This is a genomic window from Oerskovia enterophila, from assembly GCF_044748475.1.
GTDB lineage: Bacteria > Actinomycetota > Actinomycetes > Actinomycetales > Cellulomonadaceae > Oerskovia > Oerskovia enterophila.
Genome location: NZ_JBIVFZ010000004.1, coordinates 58,898 through 79,963, shown reverse-complemented (window position 1 = coordinate 79,963; position 21,066 = coordinate 58,898). Strand labels below are relative to the sequence as shown.

At 71.9% G+C, this 21,066-nt stretch carries 21 protein-coding genes and 1 tRNA gene; 12 read left to right on the top strand and 10 right to left on the bottom strand.

The annotated features are described in order from the left end of the window. Positions 1 to 57 precede the first annotated feature (57 nt). Positions 58 to 819, bottom strand: a complete 762-nt coding sequence (locus tag ACIPWA_RS13390) for a class I SAM-dependent methyltransferase (RefSeq protein ID WP_400290868.1) — start codon at positions 817 to 819, stop codon at positions 58 to 60. 41 nt (positions 820 to 860) lie between these two features. Next, positions 861 to 1,061 carry a hypothetical protein gene (locus ACIPWA_RS13385; protein ID WP_400290865.1) on the bottom strand — a complete coding sequence of 67 codons (201 nt, stop codon included), beginning with the start codon at positions 1,059 to 1,061 and terminating at the stop codon, positions 861 to 863. Positions 1,062 to 1,656: 595 nt separating this feature from the next. Between ACIPWA_RS13385 and ACIPWA_RS13380 the strand changes: the two genes are divergently transcribed. Further along, positions 1,657 to 2,334 (top strand): PAS and ANTAR domain-containing protein, encoded by a 678-nt coding sequence (locus tag ACIPWA_RS13380; RefSeq protein ID WP_400290863.1) that lies wholly within the window; start codon positions 1,657 to 1,659, stop codon positions 2,332 to 2,334. Positions 2,335 to 2,344: 10 nt separating this feature from the next. Here the strand turns inward: ACIPWA_RS13380 and ACIPWA_RS13375 are convergent. Both ACIPWA_RS13375 and ACIPWA_RS13370 read right to left on the bottom strand, forming a co-directional pair. After that, positions 2,345 to 2,416: transfer RNA gene (locus tag ACIPWA_RS13375), tRNA-Lys, on the bottom strand. Positions 2,417 to 2,559: 143 nt separating this feature from the next. Further along, complete coding sequence (locus tag ACIPWA_RS13370; RefSeq protein WP_400290861.1) at positions 2,560 to 3,165, bottom strand: class I SAM-dependent methyltransferase; 606 nt, start codon at positions 3,163 to 3,165, stop codon at positions 2,560 to 2,562. Between the two features lie 300 nt (positions 3,166 to 3,465). On the opposite strand from ACIPWA_RS13370, the gene ACIPWA_RS13365 reads away from it, so the two are divergent. The 6 genes from ACIPWA_RS13365 (at position 3,466) to ACIPWA_RS13340 (ending at position 9,703) form a co-directional block, all read left to right on the top strand. Further along, a complete protein-coding gene (locus ACIPWA_RS13365) occupies positions 3,466 to 3,750 on the top strand; it encodes a Fe-S cluster assembly protein HesB (protein WP_056649148.1) in 285 nt (94 codons plus the stop codon). 288 nt (positions 3,751 to 4,038) lie between these two features. Next, positions 4,039 to 4,920, top strand: coding sequence for a hypothetical protein (locus ACIPWA_RS13360; protein ID WP_400290858.1), 882 nt, complete (start codon positions 4,039 to 4,041; stop codon positions 4,918 to 4,920). A gap of 48 nt (positions 4,921 to 4,968) precedes the next feature. After that, positions 4,969 to 6,171, top strand: a complete 1,203-nt coding sequence (locus ACIPWA_RS13355) for a peptidoglycan-binding protein (protein WP_400290856.1) — start codon at positions 4,969 to 4,971, stop codon at positions 6,169 to 6,171. A gap of 4 nt (positions 6,172 to 6,175) precedes the next feature. Then, positions 6,176 to 8,113 (top strand): ABC transporter ATP-binding protein/permease, encoded by a 1,938-nt coding sequence (locus tag ACIPWA_RS13350; protein WP_400290854.1) that lies wholly within the window; start codon positions 6,176 to 6,178, stop codon positions 8,111 to 8,113. 1 nt (position 8,114) lies between these two features. Then, positions 8,115 to 8,738, top strand: a complete 624-nt coding sequence (locus tag ACIPWA_RS13345) for an RNA polymerase sigma factor (RefSeq protein ID WP_400290852.1) — start codon at positions 8,115 to 8,117, stop codon at positions 8,736 to 8,738. Continuing rightward, positions 8,735 to 9,703, top strand: coding sequence for a CU044_5270 family protein (locus ACIPWA_RS13340; RefSeq protein WP_400290849.1), 969 nt, complete (start codon positions 8,735 to 8,737; stop codon positions 9,701 to 9,703). The genes ACIPWA_RS13345 and ACIPWA_RS13340 overlap by 4 nt, the downstream gene beginning before the upstream one ends. A 31-nt stretch (positions 9,704 to 9,734) precedes the next feature. Here ACIPWA_RS13340 and ACIPWA_RS13335 read toward each other — a convergent pair whose 3' ends face one another. Then, entirely contained in the window at positions 9,735 to 10,481 is a 747-nt protein-coding gene (locus ACIPWA_RS13335; protein WP_056649170.1) for a M50 family metallopeptidase, read from the bottom strand. A 538-nt stretch (positions 10,482 to 11,019) separates the two neighbouring features. Between ACIPWA_RS13335 and ACIPWA_RS13330 the strand changes: the two genes are divergently transcribed. Then, complete coding sequence (locus ACIPWA_RS13330; RefSeq protein ID WP_400291601.1) at positions 11,020 to 12,456, top strand: DEAD/DEAH box helicase; 1,437 nt, start codon at positions 11,020 to 11,022, stop codon at positions 12,454 to 12,456. Positions 12,457 to 12,696: 240 nt separating this feature from the next. Further along, entirely contained in the window at positions 12,697 to 13,146 is a 450-nt protein-coding gene (gene msrB, locus ACIPWA_RS13325) for a peptide-methionine (R)-S-oxide reductase MsrB (protein WP_068627186.1), read from the top strand. Between the two features lie 20 nt (positions 13,147 to 13,166). Here the strand turns inward: msrB and ACIPWA_RS13320 are convergent, their stop codons facing one another. The 4 genes from ACIPWA_RS13320 to ACIPWA_RS13305 form a co-directional block, all read right to left on the bottom strand. Then, positions 13,167 to 13,625, bottom strand: a complete 459-nt coding sequence (locus ACIPWA_RS13320; protein WP_056649175.1) for a DUF2809 domain-containing protein — start codon at positions 13,623 to 13,625, stop codon at positions 13,167 to 13,169. 1 nt (position 13,626) lies between these two features. After that, positions 13,627 to 14,103, bottom strand: coding sequence for a MarR family winged helix-turn-helix transcriptional regulator (locus tag ACIPWA_RS13315; RefSeq protein ID WP_056649879.1), 477 nt, complete (start codon positions 14,101 to 14,103; stop codon positions 13,627 to 13,629). A gap of 119 nt (positions 14,104 to 14,222) precedes the next feature. Beyond that, positions 14,223 to 15,875, bottom strand: a complete 1,653-nt coding sequence (locus ACIPWA_RS13310; RefSeq protein WP_082608759.1) for an MDR family MFS transporter — start codon at positions 15,873 to 15,875, stop codon at positions 14,223 to 14,225. Between the two features lie 100 nt (positions 15,876 to 15,975). Then, a complete protein-coding gene (locus ACIPWA_RS13305) occupies positions 15,976 to 16,482 on the bottom strand; it encodes a MarR family winged helix-turn-helix transcriptional regulator (RefSeq protein ID WP_056649178.1) in 507 nt (168 codons plus the stop codon). Positions 16,483 to 16,687: 205 nt separating this feature from the next. Between ACIPWA_RS13305 and ACIPWA_RS13300 the strand changes: the two genes are divergently transcribed. The 3 genes from ACIPWA_RS13300 (at position 16,688) to ACIPWA_RS13290 (ending at position 19,439) form a co-directional block, all read left to right on the top strand. Then, complete coding sequence (locus ACIPWA_RS13300) at positions 16,688 to 17,287, top strand: hypothetical protein (protein WP_056649184.1); 600 nt, start codon at positions 16,688 to 16,690, stop codon at positions 17,285 to 17,287. A gap of 521 nt (positions 17,288 to 17,808) precedes the next feature. Next, positions 17,809 to 18,429: a DUF47 domain-containing protein gene (locus tag ACIPWA_RS13295; RefSeq protein ID WP_056649187.1), complete on the top strand. Its 621-nt coding sequence runs from the start codon at positions 17,809 to 17,811 to the stop codon at positions 18,427 to 18,429. A gap of 5 nt (positions 18,430 to 18,434) precedes the next feature. Next, entirely contained in the window at positions 18,435 to 19,439 is a 1,005-nt protein-coding gene (locus ACIPWA_RS13290; RefSeq protein ID WP_056649191.1) for an inorganic phosphate transporter, read from the top strand. Between the two features lie 210 nt (positions 19,440 to 19,649). Here the strand turns inward: ACIPWA_RS13290 and ACIPWA_RS13285 are convergent, their stop codons facing one another. After that, the gene (locus ACIPWA_RS13285) at positions 19,650 to 20,603 is read right to left on the bottom strand and encodes a hypothetical protein (RefSeq protein ID WP_400290845.1); all 954 of its coding nucleotides are present in this window, start codon (positions 20,601 to 20,603) and stop codon (positions 19,650 to 19,652) included. Between the last annotated feature and the right edge of the window lie 463 nt (positions 20,604 to 21,066).

The following is a 21,066-nucleotide window of genomic DNA, read 5'->3' as shown; positions in this document are numbered from 1 at the left end:
TCCTGCTCGGTGCGCGGTGTGTTGAGACTGCGGTGGGTCTGGTGGCCCGGCCCGGCCTCAGGCGGGCTTGCGGGCCTCGATGAGGAACCGCGTCGTCGTCGCGACGAACGGCCCCTCGGCCTGGATCTGCTCGTGCAGGGCCTCGAGCCGGGGACGGTACTGCTCGACCGTGAACCCCGGGACCATCCAGATCACCTTGCGCAGGAAGTAGACGACCGCACCGACGTCGAAGAACTCGGTCCGCAGCTCCTCGAAGCGCAGGTCCACGACCTCCAGACCTGCCGCCCGGGCGGCTGCGCGACCGTCGTCGGGGTGGCGACCGTTGCGGACCTCCTCGGGCTGCGGGCCCAGGAAGAGCTCCACGAGCTCGAACACGCTGTACGGGCCGACGTGCTGCGCGAAGTACGTCCCGCCTGGCGCGAGCACCCGGGCGATCTCGTCCCACCAGGGCCGGACCGGGTGCCGGCTCACGACGAGGTCGAACGCCTCGTCCGCGAACGGGAGGGGCGGTTCGTCGGCGTCCGCGACGACCGCGACCCCCAACGGGTGCAGGAGGCGGGTCGCTCTCGCGACGTTGGGCGGCCATCCCTCGGTCGCGACGGTCAGCCGGGGAAGGTGCGGGACGCTCGCGAGGACCTCACCGCCGCCCGTCTGCAGGTCGAGCGCGGCGCTCGCGGTGCGCATGCGCTCGCCCATCGAGCGGGCGTAACCCCACGACGGGCGCTGCTCGGTCGCCCGTCCGTCGAGCCAGGAGAAGTCCCATCCGTCGACCGGGACGGATGCCGCCTCGGAGACGAGGTCGTCGAAGGTGCGGGTCATGTGGCGAGTCTGGCAGGCGGGCGGCGGGGGCGTCAGTCTTTTCACGCCCGGTCAGCGAGCAGGGCGATGATCGCGACGACGGATCCCCAGAAGGCCAGGCCCGCGCCCAGCGCGATCCCCATGCCGTGCGCGCCGTTGCTCGCGCGCCCGCGCTGCTCACCCGAGCGGACGGACCACGCGGCGCGCGCGGCGAGCGAGACGCCGAGCACCACGAGGACCAGCCCGACAGAAACCCATACCATCGCACCACTCTGCACACAGGTCAGGGGTGCCCGCAATCGGGAGAAGAATCCGATATCGAGGGATTTGTGACAGGTCTATGAGGCCCCGCACGAACCTTAACCGGGGGGGCGAGAACCGTGCGGGCGGTGGCCACGGGGCGGGACGCCGCTCGGTCGATGGCGAGACCGGCGGGCCGGGTGGGGAGCGCGCTCGGCGCGGCCGATCGGTCGCGCGAGACGGTGGCGCCGAGACGTCGAGCGAGGTCGCGCAGGGTGTGCGGACTGGTTGAAATCGGAAGGACTGTCTCCCTTCGCCCGCCAGGCGAGAGGGATTCGTCAACCCCCGCAGGGAGGGGGTAATGTCTTCCTCGGTGGCGCGAAGTACCCCCTGCATCGCGCCACCACCTAACGTTCCATGAAGCCCCCGCTCGGCCCCTGGCCGGCGGGGGCTTCGTCGTGCGTGGGGTCCTGCGGCACGGATCGGCACGTCGAGGCGCCGGTGTGCTGACCGAGCACCTTGAGCGACCGTCCTCGCAGGTGAGAGGTCGGAACCGGGCTAGGATCACCGAGGAGTCTGGAAGTAGGCCCGCTCCTTTCCCATGCCTTGGGGGCCTACTTGACCACTTCGTACAACCCGGCTCGACGATTCGATCCCACGCTCGCCGAGGCACTGCTGCGCGGCGCACCACAGCCCGTCGGCCAGTTCGTCCTCGACCTGTCGGACCAGTCCTGGTGGTGGTCGGACGAGCTGTACGCGATGCACGGCTTCCGCCCTGGCGACGTCATGCCCACCACGGCCCTGATGCTCGCGCACAAGCACCCAGAGGATCGCGCACGTGTCGAGGAGGTGCTGCTCGTCGCCGCGGCGACCGGCGAGCCCTTCAGCTCCGTGCACCGCATCGTCGACGCGCACGGGCGGACGCGGACCCTCGGCGTGGTCGGGCGCGGGCGGGTCGACCGCCGGACGGGCGAGACGACGCACGTCTCGGGCTACTTCCTCGACCTCACGACGACGCAGCGCGAGCTCGCCCAGCGTGACGCGACGGCCGCGATCCGGGCGTCGTCCGCGAGCCGCTCGACGATCGAGCAGGCCAAGGGGGCGGTCATGGCGATCTACGGGCTCCCGGCCGACGAGGCGTTCGACCTCATGTGCCACCACTCGAGCGTCACGAACGAGCCGTTGCGCGAGATGTCGCGGCGGCTCGTCGTCGAGCTGACGGCCGGGGGGAGCGAGGGAGTGCTGCGGCGCGAGGACCTGGACCGGTTCTTCGAGGGGAAGCGGCCGGTGCGGTAGCGCGAGACGGTGGGCCCCGTGGGACTCGAACCCACAACCTACGGATTAAAAGTCCGCAGCTCTGCCATTGAGCTAGAGGCCCGGGCACCGTGCGTCGCCTCGCAGGAGGCGGCGCCAAGGCCCGCGGAGAGTCTACGCGCCGAGCCCCCGCACGCGGTGACGTGCCCGCGTGCGGTGAGCGGCGCCGTCGGGCACCCCGGGCGGTTGGTCACCCGGCGCACGAGGTCAGCGCGGCGCGCGGGCGATCACGTCGAAGACGTGCCAGTGCTTGGGGCCGCTGAACGACGGGCCGTCCTCGTCCTCCTCGCGGAAGGCGAGGACGTCGAGCCCGTCGAGGAGAGCCTCGGCCTCCTCGCGCGTCAGGAACGTCCCCTCGATCGTCCCCGCGAACGAGTCGTTCACGCCGAACAGGTTCACGGCCAACCACGCGCCCGGCCGCAGGGAGCGGCGGATCGCGGCCCAGACGCGCGGGAAGTCCCCCGGCGACGCGTAGGGGAGCGCGTACCCGGAGTAGAGGAGGTCGGCGGGCGGCAGGTCGGGCAGCTCCGCGAAAGGCACGACGGCGACGCTCAGCCCCGCTCCTTCCTCGCCTCCCGTGGTGGTGCGGACGAGGTGCGGAGCGGTCGGTTCGCCGTCGAGCGCGTGGACGCGCCACCCGGCGCCCAGCAGTGCGGCGGTCTCGACGCCCGCGCCGCAGCCCAGGTCGACCGCCGACCGGCCCGCGCCCGGCCCCGCGAGGGACACGACCTCCTGGCAGAGCTCACGCGCGGCGCGGCCTGGCTGGGCAGCGTTGTAGACGGCCCAGTGGTCGGGGGAGTGGAGAGCGGTCACGGGGCCATGCTCCCACCGACGCCACCGCTGAGTGCGGAGCAGTTGTCGCGAGACGACGCGATCCACGACAACTGCTCCGCACTCAGCAGAAGCCCACTCACGCCCCTGCGTGCGCGGACCCTACGTGCCTCGCGTGCGCCTGTCGCGCCCGATCCCACTGGGTGAGAGACACGCCGTGGATCGGCCTGCGACCTTGCGATCGCGGCCGATCCTTGTTTGGTTGGAGGCAACCGAAAGGCGCACGCCGAGGGATCGCCGCAAGGCGTCCCGTGCGTCCCCAGGCAACCGAGAGGAACTCTCATGCTCACCCTGACCGACAACGCCCGCGATGCAGTCCAGGACCTCACCACGCGGGCCGGAGTGCCCGACGGTGGCGGCCTCCGGATCGCCGAGTCGGCGCCGCAGTCCGGCGACTTCGAGCTGGCCCTCGTCCCGAGCCCGCTGCCCGACGACACGGTCGTCGAGAGCGGTGACGCACGCGTCTTCGTCGAGCCGACCACCTCGATCGCGCTCGCGAACCTCACCCTGGACACCGACCCTCGTGCGACCGAGGGGCCCGGGTTCGTCCTCACGCCGCAGGCCTGACCGGCCCGGCACCACCTGCGGGGCCTGACCGCCCGCACCAGCACTCGACCGGCTGCGCGGCCCGCCCGTCCCGGGAGCCGACCCTCCTCCTCCTCGGAAGGTTCCCGGCCCGGCAGGGCTACGCACCCGATCACCTCGACGGGCCGTCCGCACGCAGCGGGCGGCCCGTCGTCGTGCGCCCGCCCGGGCCTCCCGGCGTCCCGTCACCCGTCGCGGCCGACCGCCCCGTCCGGCTCGTCCAGAAAACCCGGGTGTTGCACCTCGCGCCCCGCGAGCCATGAGCAGGGTATGAGAACCACTGCTCGCCTCGTGCGACCTCGTGCACTGATCGCCGGGCTCCTCGTGACCGCTGCCCTCGCGGGCTGTTCCGCTGCCGGCGCGGCCGACGGGCCGGGGCCGGGAGGGGACACCTCGCGCTACGGCTACGACGAGTCGACGGCGACGCTCACCCCCGTGTACGAGCTGGTCCCCCAGTTCAACGACCCGCGGGACGGGTACGCCCGCGACCTCCTCGCCCAGGAGTGCCTGCAGGGCGTCGTCGAGTACCGCCCGGCGGAACCCGGGGGCGAGCCCACCCTGTTCGACGCGCGCACGGGCCAGGCGCGCTTCGACGAGCAGATCGCCCAGCAGTGGGGGTACCCGCACCTGCGGTCCGAGCCGGCACGGGGCAGCGGGGTGCCGGACGGCGTCGAGGTCACCTCCGCGATGCAGGACGCGATGATCGCGTGCGGGCAGAGGACCGACGAACGGCTGGGGGCCGTCCCGGCCCGCTACCTGAGCACGGTCGAGGCAGCGGGCTGGGAGGCGGTCGACGGGGACGCGCGGGTCCAGGAGGCGATCCAGGCGTGGCGCACGTGCATGGAACCGGCAGGGGTCGTCGACCTGCCGGAGCGCCCGGTCGAGATGCCGTCGGAGTCGGTGACCGGTCCGATCGGCAACGCCGACGGGATGGTCGTGGACACGGAGGTCCCGTTGTCGGACCGTGAGCGCGAGGTGGCCGTCATCGATGCGCGCTGCCGGGCGGAGGGGTACGACAAGGCGGTGTTCCACGCCCGGGTCGAGGGCGAGCTCGCCGCGATCGGACGAGACGTCGAGGGGTTCGAGGCGACCCGGGACGACTACCTCGAGTACCAGAAGCGCATCGACGCCGTCATCAACGAGCTGGGCTGATCGGGCGATGGGACAGACGGTGCCCTCGGGCAGAACGGTGAGAGAAGCATGAAGCGTCTCGTGCTCGCCGTCGCGGCGATCGTCGTCGTCGGGGTCGGGGCGTGGCTGCTCGCGGTCAGGATGGAGTCGCCTCAGCAGGCGGCGGCCCGCGCCGAGCCCCCGGCCCCCGAGCCCGTGGTCGTCGCGCTGGACCGTGGGTACCTGAACGGTCCGGTGTCGATGACCGTCGAGGCCCAGAACCAGCAGAGTGTCGTGGTGACGCCTCCGGCTGCGCTGACCGGCGTGGTGACGTCCGTCGACCGGTCTGCCGGCGACACGCTGTCGCCGGGGTCGGTCCCGTTCCGCGTGAACGGGCGACCGGTCTTCGTCCTCGAAGGGGCTTTCGCGCTCTACCGCGACATTCGCCCCGGGGACGAGGGCGACGACGTCCTGGCCCTGCAGAAGGGGCTGCTGGCCGCAGGGTATGCATTAGGCCGGCCCGACGGGAAGTACGGCCCGCGGACCCAGGCGGCCGTGCGGTCGATGTACCGGGCGGCCGGCTACGCGGCGCCCGAGGTCGCCGTCGGGGCGCCCGATGCCGCCGCTGCGCCCTCGCCCGGAGCGAGCGCTCCGGAGACGACGGCCACGGGCGCGGGTGCCGCGGCGCCGTCGGACGGGACAGCGGTCCCGGCAGCCGGCGGGGGTGCTGCGGCCACCGTGAAGGGACCTGGTGTCCTGCAGTCCGAGGTGCTGACGGTGCCTCGGCTGCCCGCCGCCGTCGAGGGGATCACGACGGTCGGCACCGGCATCGCCGCTGACACGGGCCTCCTCACCCTCGGGACGGGGCAGGTCGTGCTCACGTCGACGCTGCCCCAGGGATCGGTCGGAGCGCTCACGGTGGACGCCGCCGCTCGGTTCACGGACGACTCGGGCACGGAGGCCACGGCACGCGTGACGGCGCTGGCGCCGACGGAGACGGGTGAGGTCACGGTCAGCCTGCTCACCGAGGGCGCCGTCCGCGCAGGCTCCTCGTACGTCCTGACGATCGACAACCCGGCAGCGGAGGACGGGGAGAGGCTGCTCGCGCCCGTGGCGGCGGTCGTGACCCGTGCCGGGCGGACGTACGTGTACGTGCGGGAGGGGACGGCGTTTCGCGAGGTGGCGGTCGAGGTCGAGGCGACCGTGGGCGGGGTCGCGGCGATCGTCGCGGCCGACGGCGATGCCGGTGACGGTGTCACGCTGGGTGAGGGGACGGAGGTGCGGGTTGGTTGACGTCGTGCTCGAGAAGGATCTGCTCGGTCCGACCGAATCGGTGGGGCGCCCGCTGATCGAGCTGAGGGGGATCACCCGCAGGTATGCGAACGGGACCATTGCGCTGGCCGGTGTCGACCTCGTCATCGGCCCCGGGGAGCGCGTGGCCGTCGTCGGACGCTCCGGCAGCGGGAAGAGCACGTTGCTGAACGTGCTGGGGCTGCTCGACGGCCCCGACGAGGGTGAGGTGCTCATCGACGGGCACCCCGTCGAGTCCGCGCAGGACCGGGTGCGGGCGGAGTGGCGTTCCTCGGAGCTGGGGTTCGTCTTCCAGCGGTCGCACCTGATCCCCGCCCTGAGCGTGCGCGAGAACGTCCTGCTCGGTCTGCGCTACTCGACCGCGTCGCTCGACGACGCCGACCAGGTCGTCACCGACTCGCTGCGCGCGGTGGGGCTCGAGCACAAGGAGCAGGCGCGGGCACGGACACTGTCGGGCGGGGAGATGCAGAGGGTCGCGATCGCACGGACCCTCGCCCGACCGGCTCGCCTGTGGCTGGCCGACGAGCCGACCGGGAACCTCGACTCGGCCCAGTCGCTCGAGATCATCGAGGAGCTCAAGCGTCGCGCCGCGGAGCGTGGAGCGGCGCTCGTCGTGGTCACGCACGAGCCCGACGTCGCTGCGCGGCTCGACCGCGTCGTCACCCTGCGCGACGGCCTCGTCGTGGCCGACAGCGCGGACGTCACGACCTCGCCCCACGGGCCGGACGAGGACCGGGGAGACCTGCCGATGCGTGGTCGCGGGCCGCGGACCCGGCTCACCGCGCGCCTGGCGCGCACCCTGCGGTTCGTGGCGCAGGGCATCACGTCCAACGCCGGGCGGACCGCGAGCGGCACCCTCGCGTCCGCGGTCGCGGTCGCCCTGGCCGTGACGGCGCTGGGGCTCGCGCAGAGCGCGTCAGGACAGGTGACCGAGCTCTTCGACGCACAACGGGCGACGCAGGTCACCGCGGCGCTGGCCGCGGACGGGACCTCGGACACTCGATGGCCCGTCCGGGTCGACGCCGTCGCCGAGTTCCCCGGCGTGACCGGAGTCGAGCACTGGCGGTACCGCACGGGGATCCCCGTCGCGAACGGGGCGCTCGCGGCCCTGACGGTCGACCTCGTCGAGGTCGACGAGGCCCCGGGGCCGATCACCGACACCGTCGTGACGTGGGCTCCCGGCGACGACCGCGTCCTCGCCGAGGGCGAGGTGCTGCTGGGTGCGGACCTCGCCCGACGGCTCGGTGTCGCACAGCTGGACGTGAGCCCCGAGATCACGGTCCAGGGCGACCCGTTCCGGGTCGTCGGACTGGTCACCGCGTCGAGGTCCGGCACGGCGACCGGATCGGCCTTCGTCGGCCCGGGGGCGACCGGCGACCTGGCGGCGTCGCTCTCGAGCGAGCTGTTCGTCGAGACGGTCCCGGGTGCCGCGCGGAACGTCGCGGACCGCCTCCACGACCTTGCCGACCCGTTCCAGACCACCCGGATGACCATCCACCCGGTGCTCGAGCCGAACGCGTTCCGCGGAGAGCTCCAGGACAGCGTCTCGGCCTCCCTGCAGGTGCTCGCCGTCGTGGCCGCGCTCGCGGGGCTGGTCGGTGTCGTCTTCGTCAACCTCCTGAGCGTGAGCTCCCGCACGGCCGAGCTCGGCGTGCGACGGGCGTTCGGCGCACGACGGAGCGAGCTCGTCACGCTCGTCGTGGGGGAGTGCACCGCGCTCGCCGTCCTCGGCGCGGTCGTCGGTCTCGCAGTCGGTTTCGTGGCGATCATGGTGGTGACCGCGGCCGCCCGGTGGCAGCCGATGTTCGACGAGCGCCTCCTGCTCGTCCCCCTCGCCGGCGCGCTCGTCTTCGGGCTCCTCGGCGGGCTCCCACCCGCGATCGCCGCCGGCAGGATCGAGCCCGCCGATGCCGTACGGTCGTGACGTGAGCCGCGACAGCGCCGTCGAAGCGGCCTTCGCCGGCATGTACCGAGAGACCTACCCGCACGTCCTGGCCTACCTCCGCCGGCGGGTCGACGACGACGCGGAGGACCTCGCGTCGGAGGTCTACGCCGTGGCGTGGCGCAGCTGGGGCCGCGTCCCGGCCGAGGAGATGCGGCCGTGGCTGTTCGGGGTGGCCCGCAACATCCTGGCGAACGGTCACCGTGCCAGGGACCGGCGACGGCGCCTCGAGCTCCGGGTGAGCGGAGAACGTGGGCCGGTGGCCGACGACGGGGCGCTCGCGGACATGTCGATCGACCTCCGCCGCGCCTGGGCGCTCCTCGACGACACGGACCGGGAGGTGCTCTCGCTCGTCTCCTGGGACGGGCTCACCTCGGCCGAGGCCGCTCGGGTCCTGGGTTGCTCGCGCGCCGCCTTTTCGATGCGCCTCACCCGAGCACGCCGACGCCTGCGACGGTCGCTCGACGCGGTCGAGCACGAGCCCGCCTCGAGCGCGCGGTCCGTCCCCGAGCCTCGGCCGGACCCGGGCGCACGCTCGGGCCCCCCGCCGCAGCCCCGCCCGGACGACCGCTCGACGCCCACGCTCACCGAAGGGAGACCGTCATGAAAGACCCCTTGGACGACCCGGTCCTGCAGCGGCTCGCGGCCGCGAACCCGGTCCACGTCGTCCCCCTGACCCCGGAGGAGTCGGCTCGGTCGGAAGCGGCCCTGCACAGGATCGTCACGACCCCGCTCCAGGACCGGCGACGCCGGCCCGCGTCGATGCTGCGCCGATGGGCGACCGTCGTCGCGGCGCTGCTCACGTCCGTCGCGGTGGCCCTGGTCGCCACGACACCGGCCTCTGCGGAACAGGTGCTGCTGCAGGCGGCGGAGAACGCCGCCAAGCAGCCACCCCCCAGCGGGGAGTACCTGTACGTCCGCTCCCAGGCCGAGGACCCGTACTCGTTCCCCTACGAACGCGAGATCTGGTCGTCGAGGGACGACGCGGTGCTGCGTGACGAGGGGGGCGTCTCCTTCATGGCCTTCTCCGACGGCAAGGACACCTTCGACCCGAGCCTCGCGCGGGTCATGGACCTCAACGAGGACGGCGAGACGTCCACGTTCGGGAACGGTGAGTCGATCACGTGGGACGAGCTGGCCGAGCTGCCCACCGAGCCCCGGGCGCTCGAGCGGCGCCTCTCCGAGGGGCTTGCGCCCTCGGGGCACGGAGACGAGTGGGACCTGTGGAAGCAGGTGGTGGGACTCCTGCTGGAGAGCCCGGCCTCTCCTGATCTCCGCCGCGCGCTCTGGCAGGTCCTCGCTGCCGCCCCGGGCACCGAGCTGCTCGGGGCGATGACGGACTCCGCCGGTCGTCCGGCGACGGGCATCGAAGCGGACTTCACGCAGGAGGTCGGAGAGCGGGAGGTGCTGCTCCTCGACCCGAGCGACGGCACGCTCCTGGAATCACGGACATACGCCGACGGCACGCTCGCCCACCGCATGACCGTGCTCGAGAGCGGCTACCGGGACGTCGCCCCGGACGTCGAGCCCTACCACTGCGGGCCCGGTGCGGTCCCGTACGTCTCGTGCTGACGACGGCCTGGGGCGGTGCTTGCCCGACCGATCACGCCCCCACGGGCGACACGATCCAGTAGCCGCCCAGCGCCGCTGCGCCGACCGTCACGAGCAGGAACACGCCGACCCACACGATCCCCGGGATACCCGTGAGGCGCGCGAGCATGTCGGCGTCGGACTGGCGGGCCTTGCCGCGGCTGCGCGAGACCTGCAGCTCGAGGACGGGGCGCACGGCCCCCAGCAGCAGGAACCACGTGACGGCGTACGCGACCGCGCTCTGCACGGGCGGGGTCGCGGCCCAGGACACGAGCACGAGCGCGACGCCGCTCACGAGCACGGACCACAGCCCGAACCAGTTGCGGATCTGCAGGAGCATGAGGGTCAGCAGCAGCACGAGGAGCCACAGCAGCCCGACGGCGTAGCCCGCCCTGAGCAGCGCGGCCGCCCCGAGGCCCACGAGGCCCGGGCCGACGTACCCCATGAAGGCCGTGAGGACCATGCCGAACCCGCGCGGCTTGCCGTACGAGACCGTGAGGCCCGACGTGTCGGAGTGCAGGCGGATGCCGCTCAGGCGCCGGCCCGTGAGGAGTGCCGCCAGGGCGTGCGCACCCTCGTGCGCGATCGTCACGACGTGCCGCGCGACGCGCCACACGGGCGTGAAGACCACGACGATCAGGGCCGCGAGCGACATCGAGAGCACGATCGCGGAGGCCGGCGCGGGCACCGGCGTGGTGGCGGCCGACCAGATCTGACCGATGACGTCGCCCACTGAGCTCATGAAGTCCACGGGCGACATTCCACCACGGTCACGTGTGCGACGGGTGAGAGGTTCGGACGGGCATCGGGGGAGGTGAGAGTCCGGTGAGGGATGTGGAGACGTCGATCACCATCGATGCACGGACGCTCCAGTCATGAGAGAGTGGGGACCGTGGCTGCGCATCTCTGCGCGCCCAGCGTCGTGGAGTTCCCTGGATTTCTTGCGGCGAACCCCGACCCTACGCCCGAGAGGCAAACCCTTGAACAACCCCATTCGTGCTGCCGTGCGCCCGAACGCCGCAGCCCCCCGCACCAACCAGTCGCAGGGACAGCAGTCCCGCGACACCAACCGCCCGGCTCGCGACGACCGGGCCCGCCCGGCCCGCGACGAGCGTGACAGCCGTGACTCTCGTCCCGCCAAGGTGACCCGCGACGGTCGCCCCGTCCGTGAGCGCGACTCGCGCGACGGCCGCGGCGCCGGCCAGGGCCGCCCCGCCGGCGGCAACCGGGAGCAGCGCGCTCCTCGTGAGCAGCGCGAGCAGCGTCCCGCCCCCGTCCGCTCGTCGGTCCCGACCGTCGTGCCCGAGGGCCTGACGTTCGCCGACTTCGCGATCCCCACCACGGTGATCCGCGAGCTCAGCAGCCAGGGCATCGAGTCGCCGTTCCCCATCCAGGTCGCCTCGCTCCCGGACACGCTCAAGGGCCGCGACGTCCTGGGCCGTGGCCGCACGGGCTCGGGCAAGACCCTCGCGTTCTCGCTGCCGGTCGTCACGCGCCTGTCCCAGTCGGACACGCGCCGCGCAGCCCGTCGCCCCCGCGCCCTGGTCCTGTGCCCGACGCGTGAGCTCGCGAACCAGATCAACGCCACGATGGAGCCGCTCGCGAAGGCCCTGGGCCTGAACACGACGACCATCTTCGGTGGCGTCGCGCAGAGCCGCCAGGTCAGTGCGCTCAACGCGGGCGTCGACATCGTCATCGCCTGCCCGGGGCGCCTCGAGGACCTGCTCAACCAGCGCGTCCTGTCGCTCGACGGCATCGAGATCACGGTCCTCGACGAGGCCGACCACATGGCCGACCTGGGCTTCCTGCCCGGCGTCAAGCGCATCATGGACAAGACCCCGACGCGCGGCCAGCGCCTGCTGTTCTCCGCGACGCTCGACAACGGCGTGGACCAGCTCGTCAAGCGGTACCTGAGCAACCCGGTGAGCCACTCGGTGGACTCGGCCGAGTCGCCCGTCTCCAACATGACGCACCACATCTTCGCGGTTCGTGATGCGGACGCGAAGAAGGACGTCGTGCAGCAGCTCGCGTCGGGCACGGGCCGTCGTGTCCTGTTCACGCGTACCAAGCACCAGGCCAAGAAGCTCGCGAAGCAGCTCACGGCCCAGGGCATCCCGTCGGTCGACCTGCACGGCAACCTGGGTCAGGGCGCGCGCGAGCGCAACCTCGAGGCGTTCTCGAACGGTTCGGTCCGCGTGCTCGTCGCGACCGACATCGCGGCGCGCGGCATCCACGTCGACGAGATCGAGCTGGTCGTGCACGTCGACCCGCCGGCCGAGCACAAGGCGTACCTCCACCGCTCGGGCCGTACGGCTCGTGCCGGTTCCGAGGGCGTCGTCGTGACCGTCATGCTCCCCGAGCAGCGCAGCGACGTGAAGGACCTGACCCGCAAGGCGAAGATCACGGCGCAGCCGCAGTCGGTGGCCCCGGGTGACGCGGCGATCACGTCGCTCGTCGGCGACGTCGCCGAGTACGTGCGCCCCGCGGACATCACGCCGCCGCAGACGCAGGCCCGTCGTGGCACGCCGTCGCGCAACGGTGGGACGCGTGCGACGCGGACGTCGGCCCCGGCCAAGTCCGCGGGCCCGACGGCGCAGCGCGCCCAGGGTGGTCGCGGCCAGTCGGCTCAGGGCGGCGAGGGCGGCGCCGGTGCGCAGGCTCGTCGTCGTGGCGGCCGCGGTCGCGCGCAGCGCGGTGGCGGCTCGGCGACGGTGTACTCGTCGTCGTCGTACTGACCCTTCGCTGAACGGCCTGGTCCTTCGCTGACCGGCCGGCGGGAGCTTCTCGCCGGCCGTGCTGAACGACCGAGCAGGGCCCCGGCGGTGATCCTCGGATCGCCGCCGGGGCCTTCTGCGTCCCCTCGTGGACGACGTCACGACGGGCCCGGTCGCCCTCGGCCGTCCCCGTGGTCGGGCTCGTCGCACCACCGGGAACACCCGGACGGCCGTCATGGTTGTCGCCGTCGGAGGTGGAGCATGACCAACGAGACCCACGACACGACCGGCAACCTGTTCTCGCAGAAGGTGTACCCGGTCGCCAAGCCCGAGGCCCAGTGGCGCGAGGAGCTGGCACCCGACGAGTACGCGGTGCTGCGGCAGGCCGGCACCGAGCGCCCCTGGACGGGCGAGCTCCTGGACGAGAAGCGCGAGGGCATCTACCGGTGCCGGGCGTGCGGCCACGAGCTGTTCCGTTCGGAGACCAAGTTCGACTCGCACTGCGGGTGGCCGAGCTTCTACGCGCCCAAGGAGTCGGACGCGGTCGAGCTCATCCAGGACCGCAGCCACGGCATGGTCCGTACCGAGGTGCGGTGCGCGAACTGTGGCTCGCACCTGGGGCACGTGTTCGACGACGCGCCCCAGACCCCGACGGGCGACCGGTTCTGCATGAACAGCCTCAGCTTGACGTTCGAGGACGCCGAGGCCTGAGCCGTCCCGGCCACCGCGTGTCAGAGCGGGCGTGACCCTCGGGCCACGCCCGCTCTGGCGTCCGCGAGCACGTCGAACCCGACCGCGAGCAGTACGCCCAGCAGGTAGAGCAGCAGGTCGCGCGCGCTGAACGTGCTCCCGAGCACCCACGCGGCCGCAGGCACGACGTCCAGCACGGCACCCACCACGGGCGTCGCCTGGAGGGCCTCGACGAGCCAGCACCACGTGAGCACAACTGCCCCCGCGACCCACGGTCGCACCCGAGGAGCCACGAGCACGAGCGCCGCGTAGACCGCGACCGCGTACAGCAGGTCCCCGACCACGTCACCGACGGGGTCGGGGACCTGCGTCGTCACCACGAGGCCCAGGGCGACCACGGCCGTGAGGACGGCCAGGACGCGAGGGCGGCTGCGCCGTCGGGCAGCACGCGGCGCGGACCCCCGCCGCGCTGCCGGTGACGCGTCCGACGGACCCGTCATCTCAGCGCGTCGCCTGCCAGCGCACGACGTCCTCCGAATAGCGGTGCAGCAGGCCCGCGAGGGCCGCGACGTCGTCGGGGGACCAGTCGCTCAGCGCCTGCGAGATCGAGTCGACGCGGCGCTCGTGCGTCGTCCGCAGCAGCGTCGCGCCCTCCTCGGTGAGGGTGATGATCTGGCCGCGGGAGTCGTCGGGGTCCACCTCGCGGCACACCATCCCCACGGACTCGAGCCGGGCGAGCTGGCGCGAGATGGTCGCGCGCCCCACGCCGAACTGCTGCGCGAGGTCCGACCCCCGGACGCCCGGGTTCACGGCGATGTGCGCGAGCAGCGGGTACGCGCTCGCGTCGAGGTCGGGGTGGATGCGCTTGGCCATCGCGTTCGCGGACGACCCCGCGCGGCGGGTCAGGACGCGCAGCTCGCGCTCGAGCGCGAACAGGGGCGACTCGTCGCTGGGAGAGGGGGTGGGCGTTGAGGACACAGTCGGCTCCGGCTGGTCGGTCGGCGAGGGCGAGGTCACGGCCCCATCATGGCGTGCAGCGGGGCCGCCGTGGAACAAGCATCCACGACGGCCCCGGGTGAGTTCCGGCAGGTGGGCGGTCAGCGCGAGGCGCTGCCCCCGGCCGTGGCGCCGTCGCGGGCCCCCGCGAGGACCGCCTGCTCGGCGTCGAAGTCGCCCTCGTGCTCCTGCTCGATCTCGTCGGTCAGGTCCGGCAGACCGGCCGCGAGCTCACGCTCGAGGCGCTCGTCGAGCCCCGACTTGGTGCCGAGAGGCACCTCCTTGAGGAACAGCACGCAGACCAGACCGATGACCGCGAGCGGCACTGCCACGAGGAAGATGTCCGCGATCCCGTCGCCGTACGAACGCTCGACGAGGTCACGCATGGGGGCGGGCAGGGTGCTGACGTCGGGCACGGTGCCGCCCGTCGCGTCGGTCGGCACGCCCATCTTGGCCAGGCCGTCCTGGATCGAGGTCGTGACCTTGCTCGCGAGGACCGCGCCCAGGACCGAGACGCCGATCGCGCCGCCCAGGGTGCGGAAGAACGCGACGGTCGAGGTGCCCGCGCCCATCTCGGAGACGTCCAGGGTGTTCTGGACCGCGAGCACGAGGTTCTGCATGAGCATGCCCATGCTCGCGCCAAGGAAGAACAGGTACACGCTGATGAGCACGAAGCTCGTGTGGTAGTCGATCGTCGACAGCGCGAACAGCGACGCGACGAGGAACACGCCGCCCGCGACCATGAACGACTTGTAGCGTCCGGTGCGCGTGATGAGCTGGCCGATGAGCGTCGAGGCGACGAAGGTCCCGACGATCATCGGGATGGTCAGCAGCCCGGACTCGGTCGCGGTCTTGCCGCGCGCGACCTGCATGTACTGGCTGAGGAAGACCGCGGTGCCGAACATCGCGACGCCGACCGCGACGCTCGCGAGGACCGCGAGGACGAACGTGCGGTTCTTGAACAGGTGCAGCGGGATGATGGGCTCGACCGCGCTCTTCTCGACCAGGACGGCCGCGACCAGCGCGAGGACCGAGCCGACGACCATGACGGCGCTCTGCCACGAGACCCACTCGAAGTTGTTGCCCGCGAACGTGACCCACAGCAGCAGGGTCGAGACCCCCACGCTGATGAGCAGCGCGCCCCAGTAGTCGATCGTGACGATGCGGCGGGGGATGGGCGGCAGGTGCAGCGTGCGCTGGAGCACGACGATCGCGGCGATCGCGAACGGCAGGCCCACGAAGAAGTTGAGGCGCCAGCTCACGGTGTCCGTGAGGACACCGCCGAGGAGAGGCCCGCCGATCTGGCTCACGGCCATGATCGCGCCCATGAGGCCCATGTACTTGCCGCGCTCGCGCGGCGAGATGATGTCCGAGATGAGGACCATGGCCAGGGCCATGAGGCCACCGGCGCCGATGCCCTGGAGGGCGCGGAACGCGATGAGCGTGCCGACGTTCTGCGACAGCCCCGCGAGGGCGGCCGCGACCACGGAGATGATCAGCGCGACCTGGATGAGGACCTTGCGGTTCGTCAGGTCGGCGAGCTTGCCCCAGATGGGCGTGGAGATGGTGGTCGTCAGCAGGGTCGCGGTGACGACCCAGGTGAACGACGACTGCGACCCCTCGAGGTCGCTGATGATCTTGGGGAGCGAGCTCGAGACCACGGAGGTCGCGAGGATCGAGACGAACATCCCGAGCAGGATGCCGGACAACGACTCCAGCACCTGCTTCCGGGTCATGGTGGTGGTTGCGCTCATACAGGTCTCACATTCATAGGTCGTGCTTCTTCGTCGAAACGTCGTGGCAAGGCCCGACGGCGGAGGTCGGGCCGGGTGGGCAGGTCGCCCGGGGGAGTGGTCAGGTGCGCGAGAGCGCGTCGGTGAGGCGCTCCAGGTGACGGATCGCCTCCCGGAGGTCCTCGGGCGTCCAGCCCACGAAGGTCTCGGCCGTGCGCCTCATGAGCAGGTCGAACGTCTCCTCGACCTTGGCGTGGCCCGCGGGCGTGAGGGTCACGCTGCGGGCGCGGCGGTCGTCGTCGCAGGCGGTGCGCTCGACGAGGCCCGCCTCGACGAGGTGCGTCACCTGGCGGCTCGCGACCGACAGGTCGACCCGCAGGTGGTGCGCGAGCTCGGTGACCTGGAGCGGGCCGCAGCGCTGGAGCAGCCGGAGCGCTCCGAGCGAGGCCCGGGGGAAGTCGAGCTCGCGCGACAGGCGGGCCGAGACCTCGCGCTGGGCGCGGTTGAGCTCCTCGAGCGCGACCGTGAGCTCCATGACGGGGACGTCGAGGGGCGAGGTCGGGGAGGTGGTGGGGGGTGCTGCGTCGTCGAGGGGGGCGTCGAGCGACGGGCTGGTGGAGAGGGACACGCGAGAGGGCTCCTTAGTTGCTGCAAGCAACGATACTCCGTGGTGGTTGCTGAGGGCAATAGTTGCAGGGGGCATCTTTTGGGGGCGTGGTGGGCGCCGTCGTGGCGACGTGCGCACGTGCGCGAGCCCCGCCGTCGGGCCCCGTGCGTACGATCGAGAGGTGAGCGAACAACCGACCCCCACCCACCGCCCGCGCCGCCCCGCGATGCTCGACCCGCGCGACGCCGAGGAGCTGCCCGGGGAGATCGATCCCGCGCTGCGCGACCAGATCGCCCACACGACCGCCGCCGCGATCGTGCACGGCGCCCGCGCGTCCGAGGACCCCGAGGTCGTCGACCGGCTCATCCGCCTCGTCGAGACCGAAGGGCTGGACGTCGTCTCGGGTCTCTGGGCCGACTCGGCCCCCGCGACCCTGCCCGGCGCGCTCTGGCGCCTGTACGTCCTGCGCGAGTGGGTGCGTCGCGACCCCGAGACGGTGACCCTGCGCTACCGGCTCGGCGTCGACGCGGCCCCCGTCCAGGAGGTCGTCGCCGGCGTCGCGAGCCCGCCCGGGCCTCAGGACGTGCGCGAGCTCGCCGACGCCGTGCTCTCGGGCGTGTTCGCGGGCGACCTCGCCGTGGCCCTCGAACGAGCCGCCGCGTTCTGCCGCATCCTCGCCACGGGCGCCGCGTTCGACGCCGACACGCGTGAGGTCGCCGACCCGGGCTCCGCGCTGCGCATGACGCGCGGCGCCTCGTCGCTGCTGCGCACGGCCGAGGAGCTCGAGCATGCCGCCGCGCTCTGGCGGGCCGACAGGCTCGACTGACGCTGCGACGTCGGGCGCGCGGGCGGTGCGGCGGGGCGACCGTCGCGCGTGCTCGCGAGGCCGCCGAGGCTTCGCCCGGACGCTCCGCGGGCGGTGCGACGGGGCTCGCGCGGTGCCGTCACCAGCCGGTTGGGAGGCTTCGGCCGAGCGGGCGTAGGATGAACGACGACGTCGGGTCGCGGTAGCCCCGGGCTCCAACATCAGCCGCTTCGAGCGGCCTTCGCGCCGACAGGCGCTCCCGGCCCGGCGTCGCCCCCCACCACGACGTGAGCACCCTCTCGCCCTGCCTTGACAGGGCTCCTGGGGGCTGCCGTCAGGCCGCCCGAGCGATTGAACGTTCAGGCGACAGTTCGGTTACATTTGACGGGCGTTAGGGATGCGTTAACGCGCACCTCGAGCGCTCCTCACCACAGCGTCACCTTCCAACAGAACACCTGTGACATCCGGGTGGCGATCGCTCTGAGCGGTCGTCATCTCGCCTGTGAAAACCCCACCAGCGTCCAGCCCTTCCGGAGCCTCCCGTGCGCTTGCGCCTCACCCCGCGCGATACCTCGTTCTTCGACCTTCTCGCTGACTCCGCGCAGCACCTGGTCACCGGGGCAAACCTTCTCGCCGAGCTGCTCGGCGCAGACCGGCCCACCCGCAAGGAGCTCGCCAAGAAGCTGGCAGAGACCGAGCACCTGGCTGACGACGCGACGCACACGATCATGCGACGCCTCAACCAGACGTTCGTCACGCCGTTCGACCGCGACGACATCTACGGCCTCGCCTCGGCGCTCGACGACTGCATGGACTACATGGAGGAGGCCGCGGACCTCATCGTCCTGTACAAGATCGACGAGCTGCCCGCGCGCGTCTCCGAGCAGGTCCAGGTCCTCCAGCGCGCCGCCGAGCTGACCGCAGAGGCCATGCCGCGCCTGCGCTCGCTCAACGACCTCGCCGAGTACTGGGTCGAGGTCAACCGCCTCGAGAACCAGGCCGACAAGATCCACCGCAAGCTCCTCGCCGAGCTCTTCGACAACGTCGCCGACCCGATCCTCCTCATCAAGCTCAAGGAGGTCGTCGAGATCCTCGAGCAGGCCGCCGACGCGTTCGAGAAGGTCGCGAACACCGTCGAGACCATCGCGCTCAAGGAGTCCTGAGCTCCGTGGAATTCGCTCTTGTCGTCCTCGTCGTCGCGCTCGCGCTGAGCTTCGACTACACGAACGGATTCCACGACGCGGCCAACGCGATCGCGACATCCGTCTCGACGCGCGCGCTCACCCCGCGCGCTGCTCTGCTCATGGCCGCGGTCATGAACTTCACCGGAGCCCTGCTCGGGACCGAGGTCGCAGAGACCATCGCGACCTCGATCGTCGACCTCCAGGACGTGCCGTCGCACACCGCCCTGGTCGTGGTGCTGTGCGCCCTGGTCGGGGCCATCGTCTGGAACCTCATCACGTGGTGGTTCGGGCTGCCGTCGTCCTCGACGCACGCGCTGATCGGTGGCCTCGTGGGCGCCGGCCTCGCGGGCGGTCTCGCGATCTACGGCGCCTCGATCGTCGACAAGGTCGTCCTGCCGATGATCTTCTCCCCGATCGTCGGCTTCGGCCTCGCGTTCATCGTCATGGTCGGTCTGCTGTGGGCGTTCCGCCGCGCGGCCCCCTCCAAGACGACGCGCCGCTTCCGCCTCGCGCAGACCGTCTCGGCCGCGGCCATGGCCCTGGGCCACGGCCTGCAGGACGCGCAGAAGACCATGGGTGTCATCTTCATGGCTCTCCTGACCGTCGGCTGGGCCAGCCCCGACGAGGGCATCCCGCTGTGGGTCAAGCTCGCCGCCGCGGCCGCGATCTCGGCCGGGACGTACTCGGGTGGCTGGCGCATCATGCGGACCCTGGGTCGCAAGATCATCGAGCTCGACCCGGCGCGCGGTTTCGTCGCCGAGTCAGTCTCCGCGATCGTGCTCTACGTCAACGCGTTCGCGCTGCACGCGCCGGTCTCCACGACGCACACCATCACGTCCGCGATCATGGGCGTCGGCGCGACCAAGCGCCTGTCCGCGGTGCGCTGGGGCGTCGCCAAGAACATCGGCATCGCGTGGGTCCTGACCATCCCGGCAGCCGCGCTCGTGGCCGCGATCATGTACTGGATCCTGTCGCCGATCCTGCTCTGAGGCTCCGCCTCGCCCGTGCGCGTCGCCAGGACCAGCGTGACCGTGAGGTCACGCTGGTCCTGCTCTATCCGGGGGGATCAGTTGTCAGAACTGAGCCGGGGGATACCCGGGTGTGCTTCTGACAGCTTTGTTGGTGATGGGGCCTGACCGACGTTGCACTGCTTGGTTGTCAGAACTGAGCCGGGGGATACCCCGGTGAGCTTCTGACAACTACGCGGAAGTCTCCTGCGCTGCCGGCCCGAGATGGTGCCGGAGGATGTCGTAGACCCGGTCCGGCTCCAGCCGGACGGCGCCAGCGGGGACCCGGACGACGATGTCCCGCCTGCTCGCGTCGAGCTCGGCCGTGCGCAGCAGGTCCTCGTACCAACGGTCCGGGTCGCTGTGGCCGATCCCGTCGACCTCGACGACCAACCGACGCCCGTCGCGGAGCCGCCACTCGGCGTCGAGGTAGCGCTGGCGTCCCTGCGAGTCCTTGCGTAGTGCCTGTCGTTCAGGGGCGGGCAGGTCGCGTTCGCGGCAGAACCTGATGAAGTCGATCTCGGCCAAGGACTGCGAGCCGCCGGCGATGTCGACGAGCGAGGTGCGCATGATGCTCCGGAAGCGGACGGCACCCACCCGATCGAGCTGTTCGAAGAGCTCGTCGGTCGTGGCCAGCCCTTGCTGCACCGTGGCGGCGAGCAGTCCGACAGCGGTGCGTGGGTGGCGCTGCCACGCGGCTGCGTCGACCGCAGCACGCTGTGCTGTGTGGACGGGGAGGCCGAGGAACGGGCGGATGTCCTCGGGCGCCGGACGGCGAGACTCGTGGACGACGACGGCGGGGACGCGTGGGGGCCGCGCCCCACGAGCGACGACGATGTGGATCCCCGGCCGAGTCCAGCCCGTCAGCCCGCGCATCGACAGTGCGGACCACGAGCCGATGGCGACCGTCCCCTGTGCGCTCAGCACCGCGATCCACCGCCGGGCCGGCTCGGTGACCGGCCCGTTGTGAAGCAGGACGACGTCGCGGGTTGCGAGCGTCCATCGTCTCGCCGCCAGCTGTGCGCTCACGTGCTCCCAGGAGACGCCCAGCCCTCGCAGCTGCGTCCGGGTCACCACTCCTTCCTGGTAGTGGTTGATCCGGTGCAGGCCCGGGACTGACTCCAACGCGTCCGACGTTCCGCTCATGCCGGGGATTCTTGGCGTCCGCGACGTCGGGCGTCGGAGGGCCACCGTCGTCTGTGGACAGAGGACGCTGGGAGTGGGCGGTGCACGCCGTCGGATGGTGCGCTGTCGCCGCTACCGGTTGTCAGAACTCGCCCGGGGTATGGCCCGGCTCAGTTCTGACCACGGGAGCGGGTGAGCCAGGGGTGTTTGGTTGCTCTGCCCCTCGGCGAGAGTTGTCAGAGTTTCCCCGGGGTATAGCGCGGCTCAGTTCTGACAACAAAGCGGTGGCTGTCACAGGTGCTTGGGTCTCGACCCCAGCCTCCGAGTCCAGCCAGCCCAGCCCACTGAGCCCCCGAGCGCCTGCGCCTTCGAATCGATGAGCCCCCGATCCCCCGATCCCCCGGGTCCCCGAGCCCCAAGTCCCGAGGCGTCAGAGCGAGCCCACGCCCCAGGTCCTCCAGGCTTCGACACGGAGACCGAGCTC